Here is a 25547-nt window from a genome sequence, read left to right as displayed (position 1 = left end):
ACGAAGAAAAATGCAAATTCCGCCTTAAACATGTACCCACATGTCATCGAGATATAAAAAAAAACCGCATCAGACGCGGAGCACTAGATCTTAAAAGGCCACGCAGGGCATAGTGAGAAAAAAAATAAAAAGCACGAATCAAACTAAGATGCTCAACATTGCGATACAAACGCCACGTCTCCACAGCCATTTTTGTTTTCTTTGCAGAGCTTTGAGAGGAATGCACACGATACTGCGCAAGAACCAGATTCAAACCATAAACATATTTAATATCCTTAAGAACCTGCAGCCAAGTAGCAAAATCTTCACGCCCTGAATTAAGAGACATATAGACTTTGCCCAGCTTGAGCGTATCGTACATCACACTAAGACAGCCAATATAGTTAGTCTTGAGAAGGTCTTGATACGCTAGTTTTTCAGGCGCACTTATAATACCCATAACATTACCAGATTCATCAATCCTCTCATACGCAGTATATGAAAAAGCAACATCCCTATCACGCATAAAATGAAGCTGCTCTTTTAATTTTTCAGGTCGCCATAAATCATCGCAATCTAGAAAAGCTATAAACCTACCCTGCGCTTCAGAAATAGCCTTATTCCTTGCTTGGGCCGCCCCGCTATTTTTATCCAACCTCAACAGCTTGACACGCTTATCGGCACGTTGACGACTGCGTATCAATTCATAACTAGTATCACTTGAGCAGTCATCGACAACTATAAGCTCTAAAGAGGGAAAAGTTTGCTCAAGCACTGAGTCAATGCTCGCAAGAACTGTCTTCTCTGCATTATAAACAGGCATTACAACAGTAACTTCAGGGTGAAACATTGGAGGAAACCTCGAAAAAATAGCTCCTAAACTCTGCAGCAACAACCTCATCAGAGAGATAACAAGAAAAGTAAGCCTTTGCCGACGCATTGAATTTATACTTAGGGATATCACTCAAGACTTCATTCTCGGCAGAAGAATATTGCTCAGCCGTCTCGCAAAGGAAAGCAGTTTCACCACCAGAGAAATCGATATCAAACCCGACAAATGCTTCCTTACAACCGAGAACTGTTTTAGCATGCCGAAATGCCTCAACAGTTTTTGTTTTCATACCAGATCCAACAAAAACCGGATTGACAAAAAAATCTGCAGCACGATAAAAACCTGTTAAATCTTCGACATACCCCAGAATCTCTAAGTTCAAGACAGCAGGATATTTAGATCGCAAAAATTCCATACCCTTCCCAACCACAACAAGCTTGGTTTTCATATACGGAAGAACGTTCTCAATATACCAGCAAAGGCCATCTATATTTGCAAAAAAATTACTCCCCACATAAAGATGATAACCAGACGAAACCAAAGATCCGGAATCAGTCTGATCAGATAAATAAGGTAGACTAATAGGAATTACCTTAGCCCTATCAATACCATACAAACGCTTCAATTCCATACCATCACGCCTCGTAAGAACCACATGATGATCTGCAAAGCGTCGACCAATGCTTTCATTCCTCCAGGCCAACAACAACATTACAACATTAAAAATCGACTCCACACGACTCTTATGAAGATAATAATGAAACTCGACATTATGATAAAAAATAAAAATAGGAACATCGGGATTCCAACGCTTAATATAGCGAGCATAACCGGCCAACAAGGAGTGCTCAATGAAGACACACTGCACCCCCCCACCCAGCATTATCGACTTAAGCCTATCAACCAATGAACGACCAAAGCCGTAAGGACGCCCCAAAACACTATTAACTAGTTTCTCATAGTAGCCATCAACAGAAACTTCAAAAAAATAAGTCCCTCCATCAAAGCCAATAGAGTTAACAATTTTTCTGTTTCTTTCCGTAAGTTGACCACCACCGTCTACGGCGCTTACACTTCGAGATATAAAGACAGCACTCACCTAAAGCCTCCACTTAAAAACGCAATACATATTGCTCCGCATAATTTATTCAGAATCACACAAAAAACCAAGAAAAATTTAACCCAATTATCTAAATCAGCTTATGAGTGACAAATAAAAATCTTTCTTGCTTCTACCATCCAAAAACCTTAACCGCGCACTATCATCATACTGAACCGAATCAACCAACTTCACCAATGCGCCCCTTATAGCATCAGGAGAGCTAGATTGAGGTAAACCATCCAGCGCCAGCCTAGCCTGAAAGGCAGCAGTCACGCCAACTGGTATGAAGAGTACTTTCTTTCCATAGAGAATAGAATTTATAACGACACCAGACGACCCCAGGTGATCCTTATAAATAGCTAACACCACATCTGAAATAGCCAAATACTGAGAGTACTCCTCATCAGAAAATCTTCTATTCAGAACCAACAATTCCAAACCTTCTGGAACAGCCAAGCCAGACAGATACGTTTCAACACCAAGAGACTGCTTACCCAGAATAATTAGGCGCTGAGAGATTTCAGAATCACAGGCCAAAGTAATGAGCGCCTCAACAATCTCCGGCACACACTTTCTTTCATCAATATACCCGACGACCAAGTAAGTAACCGCTTTAGAATCGATGCTTTTATTAGAAAAACTCTTGTAATCCAAAAGTGCAGGATCTTTTAAAGAGCGATAACCAGACTTAAAAGGACATTGAGAACTAGATACCCACTCCTCGCCCTCCAAAAAATACAAATAAACCCCAAGCATTGAAGAAATGCAAAAAATATTTTTTTTAACTAACGCTCTTAGCCCCCCCCCCCAAGAAAGAATAATAAATTATGGATGAAACCTTATACCTAGGAAAAAGCAACTTAACCACCAAAGGAAGCAAAAACTGCTCACCATTTAGAAATAATATTTTTTTCTCTCCACCGGGCCGGCGCCATATACTTCTTGCAATATAATAAACATTATATATTAAGCCACGCCCTTCAAAAAAAATATTAACCACCCCACCATCGGAATGGTCATCTATTATTTTCCCATAACTCAAATAATGTCCTTTCAGCTCAGTAGAAACCACGAACATCAAACACCCCAGAACATATTGTAGCTCAAGACATACTCTTTATTTGATTGCCTTTCACCGATAACTCTTGCCGGAACGCCACCTACTATCGAATTCTCATCAACATCTCGACACACAACCGCACCCGGATAAACCACTGCGCCATTACCAACTTTCACACCAGGCATTATTTTCACACCAGGAAAAATAACAACATAATCGCCAATTTCGACACCAGCACCTGTCGTAGCGAAATAATCATCATTTACATGATGCGTCAATGTATATATTTGACTTTCTCTGCCAATCATTGTATTTGCCCCAATCTTTATACCCATACGGGTATCCAGGAAGGACTTCGCATTCACAGTACTATTTTCCCCAATCTCTAAACGAAAAGGCAGTGTAAAATAGACACCATGGTGAATCGTGACGCCATTGCCAATTTCATTACCCAGAAGGCGAAGCAAGAAGTTAACCAAACGAAACGATGGAGTTAAAGAAAACACATTAGAAGCAAAATAACCGGGCGCACCATAAAGCCTATGCTTAATGAAATCTTTTACGCTCAAAATTGCCCCCTTAACTTTAATTAGCAACAGAACAACACAACATCAAACCCTTAAATGCTGAGAATTTAAAGGCTCACTTCACTCGAAGGTCAGCCACATTCTGCAAAAACCATGCATACGTATTGGCAAGCCCTGTCTCCAAACTGATAGCTGCCTGCCAACCAAGAGCCCTAAGGCGAGAAACATCCATTAATTTACGTGGCGTACCATCGGGCTTGCTGGTGTCAAAAACCAACTTTCCCTCAAAGCCTACAACACGCTTCATAGTTTCTGCCAAATCACAGATCGTGCAATCAACTCCGGTACCTACGTTTATATGGGAAAGCATTGGCTGAATATTTTTACTGTAGGTTGAATCATCTAGGTCCATAACATATACACTGGCGGCAGCCATATCATCGACATGCAGAAACTCGCGCATCGGTTTTCCACTCCCCCAAACCACGACCTCCCTGGCATTAGCAAGCTTAGCCTCATGAAAACGCTGCATCATTGCTGGAATAACATGGCTGTTTTCCGGATGAAAGTTGTCGTTCTGCCCATAGAGATTGGTGGGCATCACACTCCGATAGTCTCGTCCATGTTGTCGGTTATAGCTTTCACACAGCTTGATGCCTGCGATCTTGGCAATTGCATAAGGCTCATTGGTCGGTTCTAATCCGCCAGTCAATAGCGCCTCTTCTTTCATCGGCTGTGGCGCATGTTTGGGATATATACAGGAGGAGCCCAAGAACAATAGCTTCTGCACACCATTCATATGTGCAGCCTGAATAATGTTCGCTTCAACCATCAGGTTTTCGTAAATAAAGTCTGCCGGATAGGTACTGTTTGCATGTATACCGCCAACCCGAGCAGCAGCTAGATATACCTGATCAATATGATTACCTTGAAAGTAACGCTGTACCTCTACCTGATCCAGCAGGTTTAACTCATCACGAGCAGCGGTGAGAATATTTTGATACCCCAATGCCTTGAGGCGACGGACAATCGCTGAGCCAACCATCCCTCGGTGACCCGCGACGAAAATTGCTTGGTTCAGATCACGCGCCACGCTCAGTTCTCCACCGATACCAGCACGTCATGACCATGCTGCCTCAGCAGTGCATGACGTTGAGCAATCTTCAGATCTTCACACACCATTTCAGCGCACATCTCTTGTACTGTAATTTCCGGTACCCAACCCAGTTTGGCTTTGGCGTTGCTTGGATCACCTAACAGGGTTTCTACTTCTGCCGGACGGAAATAGCGCGGGTCTACCCGTACAATAGTGTCACCTACTTTCAAGGCCGGTGCTTTATCGCCCTCAATGGCAGTAATAACTGCTACTTCATCGACACCTTTGCCTTCAAAACGAAGAGTAATGCCAAGCTCTTTGGCGGACCATTCAATAAACTGGCGTACGGAATACTGCACCCCGGTGGCAATAACAAAATCTTCGGGTTGCTCTTGCTGCAGCATCATCCATTGCATACGCACGTAATCTTTGGCATGGCCCCAGTCACGCAGTGCATCCATGTTGCCCATAAACAAGCATTGCTCTAAACCCTGAGCAATGTTTGCCAAGCCACGGGTAATTTTACGGGTAACAAAGGTTTCACCACGACGCGGGGATTCGTGGTTGAACAAGATGCCGTTACAGGCATACATGCCATAGGCTTCACGGTAGTTTACGGTAATCCAATAGGCGTACAGTTTTGCCACCGCATAGGGTGAGCGCGGATAGAAAGGCGTGGTTTCTTTTTGCGGAACTTCCTGCACCAAACCATAAAGTTCTGACGTAGAGGCCTGGTAAAACTTGGTTTTCTTTTCCAGGCCCAACAAACGAATGGCTTCCAGAATGCGCAGCGTACCCATAGCATCGACATCGGCGGTGTATTCTGGTGATTCAAACGAAACCGCTACGTGCGACTGTGCACCCAGGTTGTACACTTCGTCGGGCTGCACTTCCTGCAAAATACGGGTGAGGTTAGAAGAGTCGGTTAAATCACCGTAGTGCAGAATAAAATTCTGATTATCAACATGCGGATCCTGGTAAATATGGTCTACCCGCTGTGTATTAAACAACGATGCACGACGCTTAATACCATGAACCTGGTAACCCTTTTCCAGCAGGAACTCTGCCAGGTAAGAACCATCCTGACCGGTTACACCAGTAATAAGTGCTTTTTTCATTCCTTTTCCTTGCTTAATACTTCACGATATAAATCAATGTATTTCGAAGCTACCAACGAGCTTTCGAAATTTTCTAAAACTTTTTGGCGGGCATTGTCAGCTAGCTTGTCAGGCGACTGATGTTGCAAAACCCAGTTAATGCCATTAGCGAGGTCTTGGGTATTGAAAGGCTCGGCGAGATAGCCAGTTTGTTGGTGATCGACAATATCCAATAAACCCGTTGCTCCAAAGGCCACCACCGGCGTACCACAAGCCATAGATTCAGAAGCAGTTTGACCAAATGCTTCCTGCAAACTAGGCACCACCATCACATCCGCTGCGCTATATAACACACGCAAGCTGACATCGTCGTGCAGATGCCCTATATAGTGGCTTTTTTGCTTAAATCCTTGAGATATTTCGGGTTCACTTGAACCAAATACCACTAATTCATACTCTGCAGGCAAATGGTCTAACGCCTGTGCGAGCTCTTTAAAACCTTTACGCGGATCACTGGTTGCACCCATCGCACCGAACAGAACCAACTTTTTATCACCCGGTAATTTAAACAAAGTACGGGCTTGTTGTTTACAAAATGGTGCGAAAGATGACATATCAATAGGATTGGGTAAGTTTACGACTGATGTATTCTTAAATAAGGTACTGCTTTTGGCCTCTTTAGCCAACCAGTTGCTTAATCCAACGATTGTAAGATTGGTGTGTTGCTTAAAGCTTACCTGTTTGCGCTGTAAAACCTTACTACTTAAATCATTTTCCTTTGCAGAAGCAAGCACAGGACAAGAACCACAAGAGTTTTTGAATTTTCCACATTCTTCATCATAGTGGCAACCACCAGTGAACGCCCACATATCATGTAAGCTCCACACAACGGGTGCTCTAATCCTTGCAATGTCTTCAATGCGCATCATGCCACCGGCAATCCAATGCAAATGCACCACATCGGGATTTAGCGCATTAATTTTATCCACCAAGCCTGCAAACGGCACCCAACTCGGGCTAAACAGGGTTTTAGTGCGTTCGGGATAACGTCGAACCGGAATTGAATCCAAAGTTGGTCGCAGTTTACCCATCGCCTTTTGAAACTTGGTTTGTGGGCCAAGTACGGTAAAATCATCCGAAGATTTCGACTGCACCAGCATTTGACTATCGACGCCTTTCGTCAATAAAGCCTTATGCAACCGATATGCCGCCCGCGCCGCGCCGCCTTCAATATCGGAAGTGTTTACAATAAGTACTTTCACTGAATTAAATTCCTACCAACAATCAATCGCGAGAGTTTATTTATGATACGAACAACAAATGATTTTGATGAAAACTCACTTCTATCATAAAAATTGTTTATCATTTCTTCAGAAAAAATACTCGGTTGATGCTCTAGAGGAATTTTTATCTCAAATCTCATACGGTTAGCAGCTTCAGACTCAGGGCTAAACGTATGAGTGGCATCAGCACCAAATCCAACATTAGAAATTAAATTAATCTTTGGAACAATACATTTACCACCATTCTTCAATAATAAATAAGTAAACTGAAAATCCCAAGTGTCGATCTCTTTCCTGTACAACTGCTCAAAAGTACTTTTCCAGAATCTGACTGTTGGCTTATAAGTAGAAATTGAAGCAGGCAGTGTATCTCTAACCTTTGGCCAGTCACTTATTTCTGGATCATAGTTTTGCCATACTCTTGCCCATGAAGCCCACCCCCAAATCATTGGGTACTTGCAGAAACCATAGTCTTCTTTCATACCAAAAGATTCAGGTCCACGAGCATCACCAGAAATCAGATAAACAGTTTCGTCATTTTTATATTTATTTAACAACTCTTCACAGTACCAAAAGAAACTTTGGCTGGGCAGGCAGTCATCTTCCAGAATGATTCCTTGCTCTTCATTCTCAAAGAACCAGGTGATCGCACCACTCACTGCATATTTACAGCCGAGGTTTTTTTCTCTGAAAAGTGTTTTTACTTCACAGTCCCAGTCGATGTTTTCCATGACATAGTCACGTACAGCCTGTACTTTTTCAGCTTCGCCTTCTTTTGTTTCTCTGGCACCGTCTGCTGCTATGTAGAGCCTGGGTGTTTTGGCTTGGCGAATCGCTTCAAAGACTTGTTTAGTGGTGTCCAAGCGATTGAATACCAGAAAAAGCACAGCGGTATTGAGTGGATGCGGCGGTGTAAACGGCTGGGGAGTTGACATTATTTAATCCAGTTGTTTTCTTTCAAATGTGAAATGTAGTCTGCCAGTTTTCTTTTGGGTGACCAGCCTAATGCCTGTGTCTTGTCTGTGACTACGTCCGCAGTCATACGATTGCCTTTACGCTCTGGCAGCATTTCGATCTTGCCACCGAATAGCTCAGCCACTTCAAGGATGGTGAAAGACTCAGGGCTACCAATGCCAAACTCATCACCATAACCATTCTCACCGACCATCACCAAACCATCGACGATGTCATCCACGTGGGTGAAGTTGCGCTTTTGTGTGCCGGGGCTAACGATGGTAAGACTCTCGTTTGCCTTCATTTTTTCGGTAAAAATAGCAATCAAAGTGGCGTATTTACCTTTTGCGATTTCGCGTTTGCCGTAAACGTTGTAGAAATAAACAATGGCGTAAGGAATATTGAACCAGGCGCCGTAGTTTTCGACCAGTTCTGTATTGCTGGCTTTTGTCCAGGCATAGGGGCTTTGGCTTCTACCCAGACCACCATCTCCAAACTTGGTGCTGCTACCGGCATAAATCAGCTTGGCACTTGTTTTTCTACAAAACTGCAGTACGGCAAAAATACCCTGCTTGTTGTACTCCCAGACTTTCTCGATATCGTCAAAGCTCTGCTCTACCCGTGAATACTCCCCCAGGTGGTAGATGTAGTCAGGAGTGAAGTCAATCAGCTCATCAATTTGTGCTGTAGACCCACGAATATAGGTGACACCAGGAACGTGATTGGTCTCACTGCCTGTAAAGTAATTATCCAGCGACACTACCTGGTTGCTTGGGTCTTGAGCCAGTCGCTCACACAGGTGGCTACCCACAAAACCTGCACCGCCGGTAACCAGAATTTTATTCGTCATTGTTCAGTCCTTACCAAAAAGATCGCGGCTGTATACTTTATGCTGATGCGCTAGCAGGCTTTCATCCATACGGTTGGCGATGATGACGTCGGCCTGGTGCACAAAGGCATCGAAATCCTTGATGACTTGAGCATCATGGAAAAGTTCCTCAACCAGTTCCGGTTCATAGATCACCAGTTCAACGCCCTTGCCCTGTAAACGGTGCATAACACCCTGAATGGCTGATGCTCTGAAGTTGTCGGAACCTGCCTTCATGATCAGCCGGTACACACCTACCTTCTGAGGGTGACGCTCCAGAATCTGGTGGGTAATGAAATCCATACGGGTATCATTCGCCAGCACGATAGCCTCGATGATTTTCTGCGGAACCTGATCAAAATTGGCTAAGAGTTGTTTGGTGTCTTTGGGTAGACAATAACCACCATAACCGAATGATGGGTTGTTGTAGTGATTGCCGATACGCGGATCTAATGACATTCCTTCAATAATCTGCCGGGTATCCAGGTTGTTCACTTCTGCATAGGAGTCCAGTTCATTGAAGTAGGCCACGCGCATCGCCAGGTAGGTATTGGCAAACAGCTTGATGGCTTCTGCTTCTGTGCTGTCTGTATAAAGTACAGGCATATCCTTTTTAATAGCCCCCTCTACCAATAAACCCGCAAACTTTTCAGCACGTGCAGAGCGTTCACCAACAATAATTCGGGACGGGTAGAGATTGTCGTAGAGTGCTTTACCTTCCCGCAAGAACTCCGGCGAGAATATAATGTTATCAATACCAAATTTTGCTCTCACCTGGTTGACATAACCTACAGGTATAGTGGATTTAATCACCATCACCGCATTAGGGTTGATCGATAAAACATCCTGAATCACTGCTTCGATTGAGCGAGTATTGAAGTAGTGACTTTCAGGATCGTAATCTGTTGGGGTGGCGATAATAACAAACTCTGCACCCTCATAAGCTTTATGCTTATCTAGGGTTGCTGTAAGGTTTAAAGACTTGCTCTGCAAAAAACCTTCAATCTCGGCATCGTGAATAGGTGATTTGCCTGCATTGATCAGATCAATTTTTTCTGGAATCAAATCCAAAGCAACAACTGGGTTGTTCTGGGACAGTAAAACTGCCATGGAAAGACCGACATAACCTGTACCTGCTACTGCTATTTTCATTATCGCCCCATAACTAACAATTAGTAAAACTCATATTTTTTTTTAAAATCATTTTCAACAGGATTGCAAGTTTGCTTCCCACGGGCAAACGAGCTTTTATTAAAATATAAAAATAATAAAAAAATCTGTTTGCTGTCTTTTCTTTAGAAAAGAATTCCATCAAAAACAAACTCGGAGTCTCTCCAAATCCTGACTTGTAAGCGACCAAATTAAAAAATCTTGCAATACTTATCTCTCGTTTCCAGCAATAGCTAGCATCAAATTTTTTACCATGAAAATTATTTGAATCATGAACCCTGTACATCACCAAAGGTTTATCTAAATAGTATTTTTTTGCACCTATTAAAGATGACCCCCAGACCAAACAATCATCAGCGCGTGTTACCCAGTCCGACTCAATTGACTCAAGTGGAAACAGCTTTAATAAAACATCTCTCTTTACAGAAACTGCCGAAGTAACTGAACCATACCACTTTCTCTTGTATAACGAACTATAATATGTATAACCATCTGTGCGCGTTTCCCCAGATGAAAACACTCCTTCTTTCGCACCAAAAAATCTCTTCCCTACATACAAAAAATCACAATCAAGATTTGATTTGTAAAAATTTATAGCCTCTTCCAGATAGTGCGAATCATACATATCATCTGAGTCCAAAAAAAACAAAACAGAACCAGTGGCCTTAATTACTGCAGCATTAAATGCAGACAACTGTCCTCCATTATTTTTTTTTAAGATATTTATCCTTACATCCTTAATTTCACTAACAACTTCCAAACTATCATCAGTTGAGCCGTCATCTACAAATATAATCTCAAAGTCTTGATAGCTTTGATTTAAAACAGATTGAACACACTGCTTAATGTATTTTGCATAATTAAAGTTATTTATCAAAACAGAAGCTTTCATTTAACCACTCCAACAAGAGCCCTATGAACAAAACCAGACTGGCCTCGCAACTCTACAAAAAAGTAATTTATCAGGTATCCAGCAATAAACTGCGATACTACAGTTGATAACGCAGCACCAACCACACCCCACAAAGGAATCATAAAAAAATTCAAGATTACATTTGAAATCGCACTAACCAAAGCACCTATAAAATGGTGTTTGGTTAAATTTTCAGACATTTGCCACTTTCCTTTTACAATTGCAATGCTGACAAATAAAATACCCCATATGTGCAACACAAGAACATGGCTGGCTTCTTGGTAGGCTTGCCCGAAAAGCAGCAAAACAACCCAGTCGCTTAAGAAAGTCATAAGAAAGGCAATCGCGATTGCCATCCAAATCATAAAGGTGTAAAGCCGTTGCAGGCGTTCTTTGTAGAGTTCATCACTTTGATTTTTAGCATTCAAAATCGCAGGGAACAGTGAAGTCGTAATGAGCACAGGGATAAAGTAAAAGGCTTCACTTAAACGCACCGCTGCTGAATAGATTCCGACTTCGTATTCTCCGAGCATTTCTTTGATCATAATCTGGTCGATGCGCATATAGATTGACACAACGATGGCTGAGAATATCAACGGCCACGAGTCTTTGAGCAATTGTTTGGCGATGCTGAGATCAAAGTGTTTGTAGAAGGCCGGATTTTTTCGCAGTTGGTAGGCGATAAAGTAGCTGACCGCAAGGCTGAGTGCATCGAATGCGGTGACCAGCACAAACCAAATCAATTCAGCTTCGGTGAGCACGAGGTAGATTTTGATGATCGACGACAGCGCGAGTTGAATGACTTTGCAAATGGAGACGATTTTGGCGAACACTTGCGATTGAAAGTAAAACTCGACCACTTCAAAGCTTTGGAATACCAGGCCTGCGGCGATGATAAAGATAAACAGGTTGGTGGTGGCGTCGTTACTGGTAAAGGGCACAATGGCGGCCATTACGCCCATGACGATAAACGCGCCGAGGATTTTGAGCCAAAAGGCGGTGCCAAGGTAGGTGTCGCGTTTTTCGGGGTGGTTGACGAGTTCGCGCACCAGAATGCCATCCAGCCCCAGCTTGGCAATACCACCGAAGATGGCGGTAAAAGCTAGCACATAGCTAATCAAACCAAACTGCTGTGGCCCAAGGTAGCGTGCAACCCAGATACCTACCAGCAGACCTGCAATAATTCGCAGCATTTGTTCGGCCATCATCCAGGATGTATTGGCGGCATACCGCCTGAACCCCTGATGCTGAACCAGACCTTTTATTTTATTGATAATCGCCATGTTTAGGCAACCTGCTGTAGCAGTGCTGTTATTGCTTGCAGCTGTTGTTGTACCAGTGCTGAATCGGCTTTGGTTTCAATATTCAGCCTTAGCAGAGGCTCTGTATTGGAACCACGAATATTCATTCGCCAATTGCCAAAGTCCATACTCACACCATCGGTTTCATCGATTGTTGGATTTTGGCTGACATAGTAATTTATTACAGCATGAATGCAGGCTTTTACATCCGCTACTTTAAAGTTGATTTCACCGCTGCATGGGTAAGCTTGCTGGCGTTCGCTTACCAGTTTCGATAAAGACTTACCGGCTAAGCTGATCAGTTCAGCAACTAATAACCATGGAATCATGCCGCTGTCACAGTAGGCAAAATCACGGAAGTAGTGATGTGCGCTCATTTCCCCGCCGTAAATGGCGTTTTCTTTACGCATCCGCTCTTTGATAAAGGCGTGGCCCGTTTTACTTTGAATGGCCTGCCCGCCGTTTTGCTGGCAAATATCGATGGTGTTCCAGATTAAACGGGGGTCGTGGATAATTTTTTCGCCTGGATGTTTTTTCAGGAAGGCTTCGGCCAATAAGCCAACAATGTAATAGCCTTCGATAAAACCGCCTTGTTCGTCGAACAGGAAGCAGCGGTCGAAGTCGCCATCCCAGGCAATGCCCATATCGGCGTTGTGTTCTATAACGGCGTTTGCTGTTGCTGCCCGATTTTCTTCCAACAATGGATTGGGAATGCCATTGGGGAAAGTTGGGTCTGGCGTGTGGTGAACCTTAATAAAGGTTATGGGTACGCCTTTTTGTTGCAGTTCAGCTTCTATGGCATCCAGCGCCGGGCCTGCGGCACCGTTACCCGCGTTTACTACCACGGTTAATGGTTTGATGTTGGCAGGGCAAATGTACCCCAGCAAATGCTGAACATACGCAGTGCGCAGGTTTTGCTGTGTTTTTTGGCCCTGCCGGGCTGCCGGGGTGAATGCCTGGCTTTCAGCCAAAGCTTTGATGTCGTTAAGCCCAGTATCGCCACTGATGGGTTGTGCGCCCCGCTTTACCAGTTTCATGCCGTTAAAGTCGATGGGGTTGTGGCTGGCGGTTACTTCGATACCACCATCTACATCCAGATGAAAGGCAGCAAAGTAGATTTCTTCGGTGCCGGTCATGCCTAAATCAATAACGTCACAACCAGCATCCAAAATGCCTTGGGCCAATGCTTGTTTGAGTGATTCGCTGGTTGCACGTACATCACCCCCAACAACAACCTTTTTGGCATTCAGGTATTGGGCGTAGGCCCGGCCAATACGGTAGGCGATTTGTTCGTTGAGTTCTTCGCCCAGGCGGCCACGAATGTCGTAGGCTTTGAAACAGGTGAGGGTCATGGGTGTCCTTGTTTAACTTCTACTAAGCGCTGATCGCGACAAAAATGTCGCTCCTACAATAGATCCGTTAGGCGTTCCGGGTTGAGCGCTGCGCGGTGCTGTTTAATCACTGCCAAACAGGTCGCGGGTGTATACCTTGTTGGCTACGTCTTCCAGCTCGGCCGATGGGCGGTTTGCCACAATAACGTCTGCAAGCTGTTTAAATTCCGTTAAATTGTTAATTACCCGTGAATTGAAGAAGCGTTCTTCTTGCAGTACGGGTTCGTACACCACTACTTCTATGCCTTTGGCTTTGATGCGCTTAATCACACCCTGTATGGCCGATGCACGGAAGTTGTCTGAGCCGCTTTTCATCACCAGCCGGTATATGCCCACGACTTTGGGGTTACGGCGCAGAATGGATTCAGCAATAAAGTCTTTGCGGGTGGTGTTGGCATCGACAATGGCACGAATCAGGTTATTGGGTACGTTGTCGAAGTTGGCCAGCAGTTGCTTGGTATCATTTGGCAGGCAGTAGCCGCCATAACCAAAGCTGGGGTTGTTGTAGTGGCTGCCGATGCGTGGGTCCAGCCCTACCCCTTCAATAATTTGTTTGGTGTCTAATCCGTGGGTTTCGGCGTAGGTGTCCAGTTCGTTGAAGTAGGCTACGCGCATGGCCAAATAGGTGTTGCTGAACAGTTTTACCGCTTCGGCTTCGGTGCTGTCGGTAAAGAGTACCGGTATGTCTTGTTTTACGGCCCCTTGTTTCAGCAGGTTGGCGAAGGTTTCGGCACGCTGGCTGCGTTCGCCCACAATAATGCGGGAGGGGTGCAGGTTGTCGTACAGGGCTTTGCCTTCACGCAGGAATTCGGGCGAGAACATGAGGTTGTTGCAGCCCAGTTCTTCTTTAATGCGCTGGGTGTAGCCTACCGGCACGGTCGATTTAATCACCATCACGGCATTGGGGTTGATGGCCATTACGTCTTTTATAACGGCTTCTACGCTGCGGGTGTTGAAGTAGTTGCTCTTAGGGTCGTAATCCGTCGGCGTGGCGATGATGACAAAGTCAGCCCCCTGATACACTTCGTGCTTGTTCAGAGTTGCGCGAAAATTGAGTGATTTGTTATCCAGAAACGCCTGAATTTCAGCATCTTCAATGGGAGACTGGCGGCGGTTCAGCAGATCAATTTTTTCAGGGACAAGATCCACTGCCACGACTTCGTTGTGCTGTGCCAGCAAAACAGCATTGGCCAGGCCAACGTAACCAAGACCTGCGATGGCGATTTTCAATGACTTCTCCCGTACTGGTCGTCAAAACGAACGATGTCGTCCTCACCTAAGTAGCTGCCAGACTGTACTTCGATGATTTCCAACGGGATGCTGCCAGGATTAGCTAGGCGGTGAACTTCACCAAGAGGGATATAGGTACTCTGGTTCTCGCTGAGCAGCAGTGTTTCACTACCCCTCGTAATTTCTGCTGTCCCCTGCACTACGATCCAGTGCTCGGCTCGATGGTGGTGTTTCTGAAGGCTCAGGCTCGCTTTGGGGTTGACCTGTATACGCTTGACCTTGAAGCGTCCACCCTCATCGATACTGTCATACCAGCCCCACGGACGGTGTACCTTGCGGTGAAGGGTGTGCTCCTCGCGAGACTGCTGGTTAAGCAGGCTGACAATCTGCTTAACGTCTTGGCAGCGGCTTCTGTCTGCAACAAGCACAGCATCTGCTGTTTCAATCACCACAAGGTTCTCAACACCGGCCAGTGCTACAAGGCGGCTGCTTGCATGTACAAGCGAATTACTGCTTTCGGTTATCAGCACATCTCCGTGAAGGGCATTACCTTCATCGTCTTTGGGCGACACACTCCATACGGCATCCCAGGCACCCAGGTCACTCCAGCCAGCATCCAGCGGTAGCATCTTGATGGGTAAGGGACTTCCTGGGCACTTCTCCATGACGGCGTAATCGATCGATTCGCTAGGGATCGCCGTAAAAGCCTCTTTATCGGGTCGAATGAAAGCGCCATCGATTCGCTTGCCCATCCAGCTCGTCAAGGCAGCCTGAAGAATATCGGGTCGAAAGCTCTCTAGGGCCGCTAACCATACCGACGCCTTGAGTACGAATAAGCCTGCATTCCAGTAGTAACCGCCCTCTTCCAGGTAGGCCTGAGCAGTATCCCGGTCGGGCTTCTCTACAAAGCGCTCGACAGTTGCAACCGTCTCGTTGTTAGAAACCACCTTGATATAGCCATAGCCGGTTTCAGGCATGTCAGGGGTAATACCGAGGATGACGATGTTGCCCTCAAGCGCAGACTCAACCGCCCGCTGCATCGCAATGCGGAAGGCGTCGTCGTCCGTGATAGCTTGATCCGCCGGAGTGACCACAAGGACTGGATCCGCTCCTGAATCGCACGCAGCCAAGGCAGCTAGGGTGAGCGCTGGTGCGGTATTACGCCCTACCGGCTCGAGCAGGAATGTCGCGTTGTCGACCCCAAGCTCCCTGAGTTGCTCTTGTGCCAAAAAGCGGTGTTCTTCATTGCAAACGATGTAAGGCAAAGAAGGGGCCCCACTCGACTCACCGCCACCCAGAAGGCGCTTTATGGACTGCTGGAACAAGCTGTCATTGCCTACCAAGCAAAGGAACTGCTTTGGAAAGCCTGACCGCGATAACGGCCACAGTCGCGTACCTGATCCGCCGCACAGTACTACTGGTTGAATAGGGTTAGTTGACGTCATGAAACATTGAACCTGTGTGGTGGGTACTGATCAAGGCAATGGCCGGCCGGTTTTCCGGCCCAACCAAACTCTAGATAGAGCGAAAAAGCCTAAGATTTACTGGGCGTCTCCGCAAAGGAATGGCAACGGCTCACCCCATCCCTGTCTCCTCATCAATGCCCGGCAACAGGATGTTCACATCACTGCTCTGGTCAACATAGCGTTCTCGCAATGCATCAGCCAAAGCACGTCTAGCTGGCTTGTCGCCATGCACCAGACGAATTTCATTTGGCCACGCGCTCATGCGGGTGACAAACCTTACCAGCCCTAACTGATCGGCATGAGCTGAATAACCGCCTATGGTATGCACCTGAGCCCGAATGTCATAGCGCTGCCCGTCAAATTCCACATAGCCACTACGCGGGCCAAAGCGCTGGATCTGTCTCCCGGGCGTACCTTCAGCCTGGTAGCCGACAAAGAGCACATCATGCCGCTCATCGCCCAGCATGGCCTTGAGGTAGTTGACGATGCGCCCACTGGAGCACATGCCGTTGCCAGCAATAACGATAGCCGGCTGAGCGGTTTGAACCAGGCGATTGACCATGGCCAGATGGGCCTGGTGGCTATCGACCGTTAGCAGGTTACGGAAAGCCAGTGGGTTACGGCCCTTGGCCAAACGCGCCCTCGCCTCTGCATCCCAAAACTGGTCAAGCTCGCGATAAACCGAAGTGAAGCGGCTGGCCAACGGAGAGTCGAGGATGATCGGCAAACTTGCCCAGTCGAGGGCTGGCGCTTTATCGGTGTTCGGCCCGGAAGCACTCGACTGAGCCTTCGCTAACTCTTTCAGCGCTCTGCGATGAATGATGTCTTCCAGCTCGTAGAGCAGCTCCTGAGTGCGACCAATGCTGAAGGCCGGAATCAGAACCGTGCCTTGATTGCTCAACGCATGCTCGAGCACCTTCTCAAGACGCGCACGACGACTGCGACGATCCTCGTGGAGGCGATCACCATAGGTGCTTTCGATGACCAGAACATCGGCTTTATATGGGGCTTTAGGCGCCGGGAGGATTGGCGCATGGGGCGCCCCCAGGTCGCCGGAGAACACTATGCGCTTCTTCTCACCCGTCTCGGGGTAGTGTAGATCCACTTCAACATAGGCCGAGCCGAGGATGTGGCCAGCGCGCTGTAGACGAATGCGAGCGTTGAGCTGCTTCGTGTCGATCAGGGTGAACCACTGCTTGTAGGGCAAAACGACGATGCGCTGCTCGATTAGCTTGAGGTAACGCTCGACTTGTTTCTGATCGCGACTAAAACCAAGCTTGAAGGCATCTTCGAGAACGATAGGTAGCAGCTTTGCTGATGGCTCACTGCAGAGAATCGGGCCTTTGAAGCCGGCTGCAAGGAGGTAGGGTATGCGGCCCACGTGGTCGATATGGACATGAGTCGCAACCAGAGCCTTGATGCCGTCCAGAGAGAAGTCGATTGCGAGCTTGTCTGCGCCTGCACGGCCTTCAGGGGAAGTTTCAGCGCCTTGAAAGAGGCCGCAGTCGATCAGCAGCGCGTGCTCATCATCCATCTGTAGCTGATGGCATGAGCCAGTCACACCTGTTACGGCGCCGTGATGAACAATGGAGGGGTACCGCACGAGTCAATCCCTTAACGCTGGCAAAATTTAAAGGGACTCAGCCCAGTAGTGCGGATGACAGTTCAGAGAATGGTAATTAACTGAACTAGCTGGAAATCTGGCAAGGGCGCGCCTTGTGAAAGCCCGCACATTTTGCCGGTTTTCCATGATTTCGCAAGCATGACAAAAGTGTGACGCCAGACGACCGCCTAATCAGGAGACTTGCTCCAGCAAGAAGGACAAAGCGCAGTCACTCGTCCTCGTTGACCCGGTCGCGCAACTCCTTGCCTGGCTTGAAATGCGGCACGAACTTGCCGTCCAGACGTACCGACTGACCGGTTTTCGGGTTACGTCCCACACGCGGTGCGCGGTAGTGCAGCGAGAAGCTGCCAAAGCCGCGAATTTCGATGCGATCCCCCGTGGCCAATGCCTGGGACATTTGCTCCAGCATGGTCTTGATGGCCAACTCAACATCCTTGGAGGACAGCTGACCCTGATGAGTGACAATTCTTTCGATCAACTCCGACTTGGTCATGGTTTTCCCTTCTTTTTCAAGCGGCTAGAAGACTCGACGGTTCGGTTGTAGCACGCGGGTCAGCTTTTGAACAGCCCAAAAAAACAAGGTGTTAGCGAGTTTTGCGGTTAGTTGTGATAACAGGGGCTTTGTATAGGAGATCTAGCTTGAGGCGAAGCTGGCCCGTATTGCGGGATGATTGCCATTCGCCGCGGGGCGCGGCTCCTACAGGGGGGTGTTGTTTTGCGGTTTGGTGTGGGAGCCCCCGCCTCGGGGTGAAGCTTTCTTTGACTCTGGCTCGGCTAAGCTGAACTGGAGAACGCTAACGGAAGGGAATCCGATGACTGAGAAACGCTACGCCGCGCATAAGCTTCGGGATGGACGCTGGTCCAGTAGCGGGCAAATCTATCTTGTCACTACCGTAACCAACGGCCGCACCCCTGTCTTTGCTGATTTCTCAGCGGCGCGCACGCTCATACAAGTCATTCGCCAAGATGAACTGCGGGGATCGCACCAAACGCTCTGCTTTGTCGTGATGCCTGATCATCTGCACTGGCTTTTGCAACTACAGAATGAGGACCTGACCCGCTTGGTGGGCAGGGTCAAATCCATTTCCGCCAAGCGCCTGGGTAGGCCGATATGGCAAAAGGGATTCCATGATCATGCGTTGCGCCGGGAGGAGGATGTTCGGAGTGTGGCGAGATATGTGGTGGCAAATCCTTTAAGAGCCGGACTTGTGGAGCGGGTCGGTGACTATCCGCATTGGGATGCAGTGTGGATATGAGGGCGGCCGGGCGAAGCTTTTAGGTATTGGTTCGGTATTGCTGGATGGCTGCCATTCGCTGCGGGGCGCAGCTCCTACAGAGAGAGTGTCGACTGGCGCATTCGCGTAGGAGCCCCGCCTCGGGGCGAAGCTTTTGGGTATGAGCTCAGTATTGCTGGATGGCCGCTATTCGCTGCGGGGCGCAGCTCCTACAGAGGGAGCGTCGACTGGCGTATTCGCGTAGGAGCCCCGCCTCGGGGCGAAGCTTTTGGGTATGGGGTCGGTATTGCTGGATGGCCGCCATTCGCCGCGGGACGCAGCTCCTACAGGGCAGCGTCGTTTTTGGGATGCATGAACGAAAAAGGGCGGCCCGAGGGCCGCCCTTTTCCTGGATGGATTAACCGAACTTAGTTCTGTTTTTCCATTTGAGCACGGAGCAGATCACCAATGGTGGTCGGGCCGGTGTTCTCAACGTCTTGCTTGCTACGCAGTTCCTTCATCGCGTCTTTCTCGTCTTCAACGTCTTTCGACTTGACGGACAGGCTGATGACACGGGACTTGCGGTCGACGCTGATGATCTTGGCTTCTACTTCGTCGCCTTCCTTCAGGACGTTGCGCGCGTCTTCAACGCGGTCACGGCTGATTTCGGAGGCTTTCAGGGTAGCTTCGATCTCGTTGCCCAGGTCGATGATGGCGCCCTTGGCGTCTACTTCTTTCACAACGCCACGGACGATGGTGCCCTTGTCGTTGATGGAGACGTAGTTGCTGAACGGATCGTCTTCCAGTTGCTTGATGCCCAGGGAGATGCGCTCGCGCTCCGGGTCAACCGACAGGATGACGGTCTCCAGCTCGTCGCCCTTCTTGAAGCGACGCACGGCTTCTTCGCCGGCTTCGTTCCAGGAGATGTCGGACAGGTGAACCAGGCCGTCGATGCCACCGTCCAGACCAATGAAGATACCGAAATCGGTGATCGACTTGATGGTGCCGGAGATCTTGTCACCCTTGTTGAACTGACCGGAGAAGTCTTCCCACGGGTTGGTCTTGCACTGCTTGATACCCAGGGAGATACGACGACGCTCTTCGTCGATGTCCAGAACCATGACTTCGACTTCGTCGCCGACGTTAACGACTTTCGACGGGTGGATGTTCTTGTTGGTCCAGTCCATTTCGGAAACGTGCACCAGGCCTTCCACGCCCTCTTCCAGCTCGGCGAAGCAGCCGTAGTCGGTGAGGTTGGTGACACGAGCAACAACGCGGGTGTTTTCCGGGTAACGAGCCTTGATGGCAACCCATGGGTCTTCGCCCAGTTGCTTCAGGCCCAGGGATACGCGGTTACGCTCGCGATCGTACTTCAGAACCTTGACGTCGATCTCGTCGCCAACGTTGACGATCTCGGACGGGTGCTTGATGCGTTTCCAAGCCATGTCGGTGATGTGCAGCAGGCCATCTACGCCGCCCAGGTCAACGAACGCACCGTAGTCGGTGAGGTTCTTGACGATACCTTTGACTTGCTGGCCTTCCTGCAGGGATTCCAGCAGAGCTTCGCGCTCGGCGCTGTTCTCGGCTTCCAGGACGCTGCGACGGGAAACGACAACGTTGTTGCGCTTCTGGTCCAGTTTGATGACCTTGAATTCCAGCTCTTTGCCTTCCAGGTGAGTGGTATCACGCACCGGACGGACGTCAACCAGGGAACCCGGCAGGAACGCGCGGATGCCGTTGACGTCAACGGTGAAGCCGCCTTTGACCTTACCGTTGATAACGCCCTTGACCACTTCTTCAGCGTTGAACGCAGCTTCCAGAACCAGCCAGGATTCAGCGCGCTTGGCTTTCTCGCGGGACAGCTTGGTTTCACCGAAGCCATCTTCAACCGCGTCCAGCGCGACGTGGACTTCGTCACCGACCTTGATGGTCAGCTCGCCTTGTTCGTTGAAGAACTGGTCGAGCGGGATGACGCCCTCGGACTTCAGACCTGCGTGAACGGTAACCCAGTCACCGTCGATGTCGACCACGATACCGGTGATGATGGCGCCCGGCTGCATGTCGAGGGATTTCAGGCTTTCTTCAAATAGTTCTGCAAAGCTTTCGCTCATGTTGATTCCTGTTGATCAAGGGCGGGGATTCGCCCAAACCACACTCCAGACAATGTGGGTTCGTTCATGTGAAAAGAGGCCTACGGGACTAGGACTGGTCTCCCGCATGCCTCCTGGCGGATTCAGCGATTTAAGGCAATCGAGAACCCTTAACCGGCCAGATCGCGATCAGCGACCTCGCTCAGAATTCGTTCAAGCACCTGCTCGATGGATAGTTCGGTTGAATCCAGCACGATTGCGTCGGCTGCCGGCTTCAGCGGAGCCACCGCGCGCTGGGTATCGCGCTCGTCGCGCGCCCGTATCTCGTCGAGAAGACTCGCAAGATTAACATCATCACCCTTGGCCTTCAACTGCAAGTAGCGGCGACGCGCACGTTCCTCGGCGCTGGCCGTCAGGAAAATCTTCAGCGGCGCGTCGGCGAATACCACGGTGCCCATGTCGCGACCATCTGCCACCAGGCCTGGCATCTCCTGAAACGCGCGCTGACGCTGCAGCAGCGCTTCGCGTACGGCAGGCAGCGAGGCGACCATGGAAGCGCCCGCCCCTATCTGCTCGTTACGGATGGCGTCGGTCACCTCCTCGCCTTCAAGGATGATGCGCTTGTCGATGAACTGCACATCCAGATGTGCGGCCAGCTGCTTGAGCGACTCTTCGTTGGTCAGATCGATACCGTGGTTGCCGGCAGCGAAGGCCAGCAGGCGATAGAGCGCACCGGAGTCAAGCAGATTCCAGCCCAGCTGCTTGGCCAGCAAGGCGCACAGCGTGCCCTTGCCCGAGCCGCTCGGCCCGTCGACGGTGATTACCGGGGCATTCATGCCTTGCCCTCTACAGCCACGTTGATGCCGACTTCAGCCGACAAGGCCAGGAAGTTGGGGAAGGACGTGGCGACGTTGGCACAGTCATGAATGCGGATCGGCGCAGTGGCGCGCAGCGAGGCGACGCTGAAGGACATGGCAATGCGGTGGTCACCATGCGCCCAGACTTCGCCACCGCCGATGCTACCGCCTTCGATGATGATGCCATCCGGGGTCGGCTCGGCCTTCACACCCAGGGCGATCAGGCCGTCAGCCATGACCTGGATACGATCGGACTCTTTTACCCGCAGCTCTTCGGCACCGCGCAGCACGGTACGGCCTTCGGCACAGGCGGCGGCAACGAACAGCACCGGGAATTCATCAATGGCCAGCGGCACCAAGTCTTCCGGAATATCGATGCCTTTGAGCTTGGCCGCACGCACACGAATGTCCGCCACTGGCTCGCCGCCGACTTCACGCTGGTTTTCCAGGGTGATGTCGCCGCCCATCAGTTTGAGAATGTCGATCACGCCAGTGCGGGTCGGGTTGATGCCGACGTGTTCCAGCACCAGTTCGGAGCCTTCGGCGATGCTGGCAGCGACCAGGAAGAACGCCGCCGAGGAAATATCCGCCGGTACTTCGATGCGCGTGGCGGTCAGCTTGTGGCCGGACTCGACGCTGGCAGTGCTGCCCTCGACGCTGACCGGGTAGCCGAAGCCGCGCAGCATGCGCTCGGTGTGATCACGGGTCGGCGCCGGCTCGGTAACCGAGGTGTTGCCAGCGGCGTACAAGCCGGCCAGCAGCAGGCAGGACTTGACCTGGGCGCTGGCCATGGGCATATCGTAGGCCATGCCGGTCAGGCGCTGACCGCCCTTGATGGTCAGTGGCGGACGGCCTTCCGGGCCGGTCTCGATCACCGCCCCCATTTCACGCAGCGGCTTAGCCACGCGATTCATCGGGCGCTTGGACAGCGAAGCATCACCGGTCAGCGTGGTGTCGAACGGCTGCGCGGCCAGCAAGCCGGAGAGCAGGCGCATGGAGGTACCGGAGTTACCCATGTACAGCGGGCCGGCCGGTGCTTTCAGGCCATGCAGACCAACGCCATGGATGGTCACGCGGCCGTGGTGCGGGCCTTCGATGACCACGCCCATGTCGCGGAATGCCTGCAGCGTGGCCAGGGCGTCTTCACCCTCGAGGAAGCCTTCGACCTCGGTGGTGCCTTCGGCCAGCGAACCCAGCATGATCGAACGGTGCGAGATGGATTTGTCACCGGGTACGCGGATACGTCCAGCCAGCGAGCTACCAGGTTTTGCCAGGAAAATCAGATCGGTCGAGTGCATAGCGTCCACATAGGCCCTGCGGGCCAGAATTTTGCTGAAATGTTCGCGGGCCACGCGGGCGCGGGTGAACACGCCCAGCAGTTGATGCCCATCCCCGGCGTCGACCGCATCGCGCAAGGCGTCGAGGTCGTCGCGAAACGTATCCAGTGTGCGCAGCACGGCCTCGCGATTGGCGAGGAAGATATCGTGCCACATCACCGGATCACTGCCGGCGATCCGCGTGAAGTCGCGGAAACCGCCAGCGGCGTAGCGGAAAATTTCCAGGTTCTCGCTGCGCTTGGCCAGCGAGTCGACCAGGGTAAAGGCCAGCAGGTGCGGCAGATGACTGGTGGCGGCAAGCACCTGGTCGTGATGTTCGACCTCCATCGCCTCGACATCCGCCCCCAGCTCGCGCCACAGCCCTTCGACAAGTGCCAGAGCGGCCTCATCGCTGTGCTCGCAGGGCGTCAGGATGACCTTGTGGCGCCGGAACAGCTCGGCGTTGGCCGCCTCCACCCCGCTCTGCTCGGACCCTGCAATGGGATGGCCGGGCACCAGACGCACAGCCTTGCCGGAAAATGCCAGACGTGCCGCACGCACGACATTCCCCTTGGCGCTACCGACGTCGGTCAGCACGGCATTGCCGAGATCCAGCGCGGCCAGCTGAGCAAGCACCTTCTCCATGGCCAGGATAGGCACTGCCAGCTGGATGACATCGGCCCCCTGACAGGCGGCAGCAAGGTCGCTCTCGCAACGATCGACAACGCCCAGCTGTACCGCCAGACGACGCGATTCGGCATCCAGATCGACCCCCACCACCTCCCGGCACAGACCACGCTCACGCAGGCCCTTGGCGAAGGAGCCACCGATCAGACCGAGGCCGACCACCACCAGGCGGCCGATCTTAGGGGCATTGGATTGCACTGCAGTGACAGTCACGCCGACAGCACCTTGGCCAGCGCCTCGAGGAAGCGTGCGTTCTCTCTCGGCAAACCGATGGAGACGCGCAGGAAATTCGGCATGCGGTAACCGGCCATCGGCCGCACGATCACCCCTTCACGCAGCAGCGCCTGGTTGATCGCGGCGGTGTCGCGGCCAAAATCGACGGCGATGAAGTTGGCCCTGGAGGCAATCCAGCTCAGACCCAGGGCACGCAAGCCCTCTTCCAGCTGCTGCATCCCGGCATCGTTCAAGCGACGGCTCTCGGACAGGTAATCGGCATCGGCCAGCGCGGCGCAGGCGGCGGCCAGCGCGAGGCTGTTGACGTTGAACGGCTGACGCACGCGGTTGAGCACATCGGCGATGGCCGGCGAGCTGATGGCGTAGCCGACACGCAACGAAGCCAGGCCGTAGGCCTTGGAGAAGGTACGCGAGACCAGCAGGTTCGGATAGCGCGCCAGATAATCCAGACCGTCTGGCAGCTCGTCGCCTTCGGCGTACTCGATATAGGCTTCGTCCAACACCACCAGCACCGATTCCGGCACCTGGGCCAGGAAGGCTTCCAGCGCATCCGGGCCGAACCAGGTACCGGTCGGGTTGTTGGGGTTGGCAATGAAGACGACGCGGGTGTTGTCATCGATGGCGGCAAGCATCGCCTGCAGGTCGTGAGCGTAATCCTTGGCCGGCACGATCTTGCCCTGCGCGCCGACTGCCTGGGTGGCGATGGGGTAAACCGCGAAGGCGTAGTCGCTGAACACGGCATTGAGGCCGGGCGCCAGGTAGGCACGGGCAACCAGTTCGAGGATGTCGTTGGAGCCATTGCCCAACGTCACCTGCGCGGCGTCGACGCCGTAACGGGCAGCCAGAGCGGTCTTGAGGGTGAAGCCATTGCCATCCGGGTAGCGGGTCAGTTCGTCCAGTTCAGCACGAATCGCTGCCAGCACCTTGTCACTGGGGCCAAGCGGATTCTCGTTGCTGGCCAGCTTGACGATACCGGCCGGATCGAGCCCCAGCTCACGAGCCAACTCGTCGACTGGCTTGCCTGGTACGTAGGGGGACAGTTTTTGCACGCCTGGCTGGGCCAGGGCTAGGAAATCACAGCTCATTTGCAAACCTCTTCAATCCAATTGCTCGCGACACGCACAGCCCTCACCCCTAGCCCCTCTCCCAAGGGGAGAGGGGAACCGTTCGGCGGCAGCCATCACATCCAAGCTCTATCCGCTAGCCTTATGCCCACCCCAATATCCGCCCCTAAAGCCCGCCCAACGGCAGGAGAA

At 50.6% G+C, this 25547-nt stretch carries 22 protein-coding genes; 1 reads left to right on the top strand and 21 read right to left on the bottom strand.

Annotated elements, in window-relative coordinates; genetic code table 11:
* Nucleotides 1–43: 43 nt before the first annotated feature.
* The 17 genes from BLT86_RS03890 to ihfB all read right to left on the bottom strand — a co-directional run bounded on the left by BLT86_RS03890 (nt 44) and on the right by ihfB (nt 18386).
* Nucleotides 44–829, bottom strand: a complete 786-nt coding sequence (locus BLT86_RS03890; protein WP_092374797.1) for a glycosyltransferase family 2 protein — start codon at nt 827–829, stop codon at nt 44–46.
* A complete protein-coding gene (locus tag BLT86_RS03885; RefSeq protein WP_157719655.1) occupies nt 816–1910 on the bottom strand; it encodes a glycosyltransferase in 1095 nt (364 codons plus the stop codon). Before BLT86_RS03885 ends, BLT86_RS03890 begins: the two co-directional genes overlap by 14 nt.
* A gap of 96 nt (nt 1911–2006) precedes the next feature.
* Nucleotides 2007–2669 (bottom strand): hypothetical protein, encoded by a 663-nt coding sequence (locus BLT86_RS25660; protein ID WP_157719654.1) that lies wholly within the window; start codon nt 2667–2669, stop codon nt 2007–2009.
* Between the two features lie 321 nt (nt 2670–2990).
* Nucleotides 2991–3542, bottom strand: a complete 552-nt coding sequence (locus BLT86_RS25655) for an acyltransferase (protein ID WP_157719653.1) — start codon at nt 3540–3542, stop codon at nt 2991–2993.
* Between the two features lie 73 nt (nt 3543–3615).
* Complete coding sequence (gene fcl / locus BLT86_RS03875) at nt 3616–4593, bottom strand: GDP-L-fucose synthase (RefSeq protein ID WP_092374788.1); 978 nt, start codon at nt 4591–4593, stop codon at nt 3616–3618.
* 2 nt (nt 4594–4595) lie between these two features.
* On the bottom strand, nt 4596–5714 hold the full coding sequence (gmd, locus tag BLT86_RS03870; protein ID WP_092374785.1) for a GDP-mannose 4,6-dehydratase: 1119 nt from the start codon (nt 5712–5714) through the stop codon (nt 4596–4598).
* Nucleotides 5711–6955 (bottom strand): glycosyltransferase family 4 protein, encoded by a 1245-nt coding sequence (locus BLT86_RS03865; RefSeq protein ID WP_092374782.1) that lies wholly within the window; start codon nt 6953–6955, stop codon nt 5711–5713. The genes gmd and BLT86_RS03865 overlap by 4 nt, the downstream gene beginning before the upstream one ends.
* Nucleotides 6952–7911 carry a nucleotide-diphospho-sugar transferase gene (locus tag BLT86_RS03860; RefSeq protein ID WP_092374779.1) on the bottom strand — a complete coding sequence of 320 codons (960 nt, stop codon included), beginning with the start codon at nt 7909–7911 and terminating at the stop codon, nt 6952–6954. Before BLT86_RS03860 ends, BLT86_RS03865 begins: the two co-directional genes overlap by 4 nt.
* A complete protein-coding gene (locus BLT86_RS03855) occupies nt 7911–8780 on the bottom strand; it encodes an NAD-dependent epimerase/dehydratase family protein (protein ID WP_092374776.1) in 870 nt (289 codons plus the stop codon). The genes BLT86_RS03860 and BLT86_RS03855 overlap by 1 nt, the downstream gene beginning before the upstream one ends.
* A 3-nt stretch (nt 8781–8783) precedes the next feature.
* A complete protein-coding gene (locus tag BLT86_RS03850; RefSeq protein ID WP_092374773.1) occupies nt 8784–9950 on the bottom strand; it encodes a nucleotide sugar dehydrogenase in 1167 nt (388 codons plus the stop codon).
* A 13-nt stretch (nt 9951–9963) separates the two neighbouring features.
* Entirely contained in the window at nt 9964–10860 is an 897-nt protein-coding gene (locus tag BLT86_RS03845; RefSeq protein WP_092374770.1) for a glycosyltransferase family 2 protein, read from the bottom strand.
* Nucleotides 10857–12164: a flippase gene (locus tag BLT86_RS03840; RefSeq protein ID WP_092374767.1), complete on the bottom strand. Its 1308-nt coding sequence runs from the start codon at nt 12162–12164 to the stop codon at nt 10857–10859. The genes BLT86_RS03845 and BLT86_RS03840 overlap by 4 nt, the downstream gene beginning before the upstream one ends.
* Nucleotides 12165–12166: 2 nt before the next feature.
* On the bottom strand, nt 12167–13534 hold the full coding sequence (locus BLT86_RS03835; protein ID WP_092374764.1) for a phosphohexomutase domain-containing protein: 1368 nt from the start codon (nt 13532–13534) through the stop codon (nt 12167–12169).
* Nucleotides 13535–13636: 102 nt separating this feature from the next.
* Nucleotides 13637–14803: a nucleotide sugar dehydrogenase gene (locus tag BLT86_RS03830; RefSeq protein ID WP_092374761.1), complete on the bottom strand. Its 1167-nt coding sequence runs from the start codon at nt 14801–14803 to the stop codon at nt 13637–13639.
* Nucleotides 14800–16248 (bottom strand): mannose-1-phosphate guanylyltransferase/mannose-6-phosphate isomerase, encoded by a 1449-nt coding sequence (locus BLT86_RS03825; RefSeq protein WP_092374758.1) that lies wholly within the window; start codon nt 16246–16248, stop codon nt 14800–14802. Before BLT86_RS03825 ends, BLT86_RS03830 begins: the two co-directional genes overlap by 4 nt.
* 130 nt (nt 16249–16378) lie before the next feature.
* Nucleotides 16379–17872 carry an MBL fold metallo-hydrolase RNA specificity domain-containing protein gene (locus BLT86_RS03820; protein WP_197676093.1) on the bottom strand — a complete coding sequence of 498 codons (1494 nt, stop codon included), beginning with the start codon at nt 17870–17872 and terminating at the stop codon, nt 16379–16381.
* A 229-nt stretch (nt 17873–18101) separates the two neighbouring features.
* Nucleotides 18102–18386: an integration host factor subunit beta gene (ihfB, locus tag BLT86_RS03815; protein WP_003243558.1), complete on the bottom strand. Its 285-nt coding sequence runs from the start codon at nt 18384–18386 to the stop codon at nt 18102–18104.
* 319 nt (nt 18387–18705) lie between these two features.
* Between ihfB and BLT86_RS03810 the strand changes: the two genes are divergently transcribed.
* Entirely contained in the window at nt 18706–19149 is a 444-nt protein-coding gene (locus tag BLT86_RS03810) for an REP-associated tyrosine transposase (protein ID WP_092374752.1), read from the top strand.
* 386 nt (nt 19150–19535) lie between these two features.
* On the opposite strand, the gene rpsA is transcribed toward BLT86_RS03810, so the two are convergent.
* The 4 genes from rpsA to hisC all read right to left on the bottom strand — a co-directional run bounded on the left by rpsA (nt 19536) and on the right by hisC (nt 25376).
* Complete coding sequence (gene rpsA, locus BLT86_RS03805; RefSeq protein WP_074674983.1) at nt 19536–21218, bottom strand: 30S ribosomal protein S1; 1683 nt, start codon at nt 21216–21218, stop codon at nt 19536–19538.
* Between the two features lie 149 nt (nt 21219–21367).
* A complete protein-coding gene (gene cmk / locus BLT86_RS03800; protein WP_059391703.1) occupies nt 21368–22033 on the bottom strand; it encodes a (d)CMP kinase in 666 nt (221 codons plus the stop codon).
* A complete protein-coding gene (locus BLT86_RS03795) occupies nt 22030–24270 on the bottom strand; it encodes a bifunctional prephenate dehydrogenase/3-phosphoshikimate 1-carboxyvinyltransferase (protein ID WP_092374749.1) in 2241 nt (746 codons plus the stop codon). Before BLT86_RS03795 ends, cmk begins: the two co-directional genes overlap by 4 nt.
* Nucleotides 24267–25376, bottom strand: a complete 1110-nt coding sequence (hisC, locus tag BLT86_RS03790; RefSeq protein ID WP_092374745.1) for a histidinol-phosphate transaminase — start codon at nt 25374–25376, stop codon at nt 24267–24269. Before hisC ends, BLT86_RS03795 begins: the two co-directional genes overlap by 4 nt.
* Nucleotides 25377–25547: the final 171 nt, after the last annotated feature.

Source organism: Pseudomonas sihuiensis, assembly GCF_900106015.1.
Lineage (GTDB): Bacteria > Pseudomonadota > Gammaproteobacteria > Pseudomonadales > Pseudomonadaceae > Aquipseudomonas > Aquipseudomonas sihuiensis.
This window is presented reverse-complemented; position numbering and strand designations above follow the sequence as displayed.

Excerpts from the sequence above, each read along its gene's own strand:
- BLT86_RS03890 (WP_092374797.1), bottom strand. The coding sequence starts at position 829 with ATGTTTCACCCTGAAGTTACTGTTGTAATGCCTGTTTATAATGCAGAG.
- BLT86_RS25660 (WP_157719654.1), bottom strand. The coding sequence starts at position 2,669 with ATGCTTGGGGTTTATTTGTATTTTTTGGAGGGCGAGGAGTGGGTATCT.
- gmd (WP_092374785.1), bottom strand. The coding sequence starts at position 5,714 with ATGAAAAAAGCACTTATTACTGGTGTAACCGGTCAGGATGGTTCTTAC.
- BLT86_RS03860 (WP_092374779.1), bottom strand. The coding sequence starts at position 7,911 with ATGTCAACTCCCCAGCCGTTTACACCGCCGCATCCACTCAATACCGCT.
- BLT86_RS03855 (WP_092374776.1), bottom strand. The coding sequence starts at position 8,780 with ATGACGAATAAAATTCTGGTTACCGGCGGTGCAGGTTTTGTGGGTAGC.
- BLT86_RS03850 (WP_092374773.1), bottom strand. The coding sequence starts at position 9,950 with ATGAAAATAGCAGTAGCAGGTACAGGTTATGTCGGTCTTTCCATGGCA.
- BLT86_RS03845 (WP_092374770.1), bottom strand. The coding sequence starts at position 10,860 with ATGAAAGCTTCTGTTTTGATAAATAACTTTAATTATGCAAAATACATT.
- BLT86_RS03840 (WP_092374767.1), bottom strand. The coding sequence starts at position 12,164 with ATGGCGATTATCAATAAAATAAAAGGTCTGGTTCAGCATCAGGGGTTC.
- BLT86_RS03835 (WP_092374764.1), bottom strand. The coding sequence starts at position 13,534 with ATGACCCTCACCTGTTTCAAAGCCTACGACATTCGTGGCCGCCTGGGC.
- BLT86_RS03825 (WP_092374758.1), bottom strand. The coding sequence starts at position 16,248 with ATGACGTCAACTAACCCTATTCAACCAGTAGTACTGTGCGGCGGATCA.
- ihfB (WP_003243558.1), bottom strand. The coding sequence starts at position 18,386 with ATGACCAAGTCGGAGTTGATCGAAAGAATTGTCACTCATCAGGGTCAG.
- BLT86_RS03810 (WP_092374752.1), top strand. The coding sequence starts at position 18,706 with ATGACTGAGAAACGCTACGCCGCGCATAAGCTTCGGGATGGACGCTGG.
- rpsA (WP_074674983.1), bottom strand. The coding sequence starts at position 21,218 with ATGAGCGAAAGCTTTGCAGAACTATTTGAAGAAAGCCTGAAATCCCTC.
- cmk (WP_059391703.1), bottom strand. The coding sequence starts at position 22,033 with ATGAATGCCCCGGTAATCACCGTCGACGGGCCGAGCGGCTCGGGCAAG.
- hisC (WP_092374745.1), bottom strand. The coding sequence starts at position 25,376 with ATGAGCTGTGATTTCCTAGCCCTGGCCCAGCCAGGCGTGCAAAAACTG.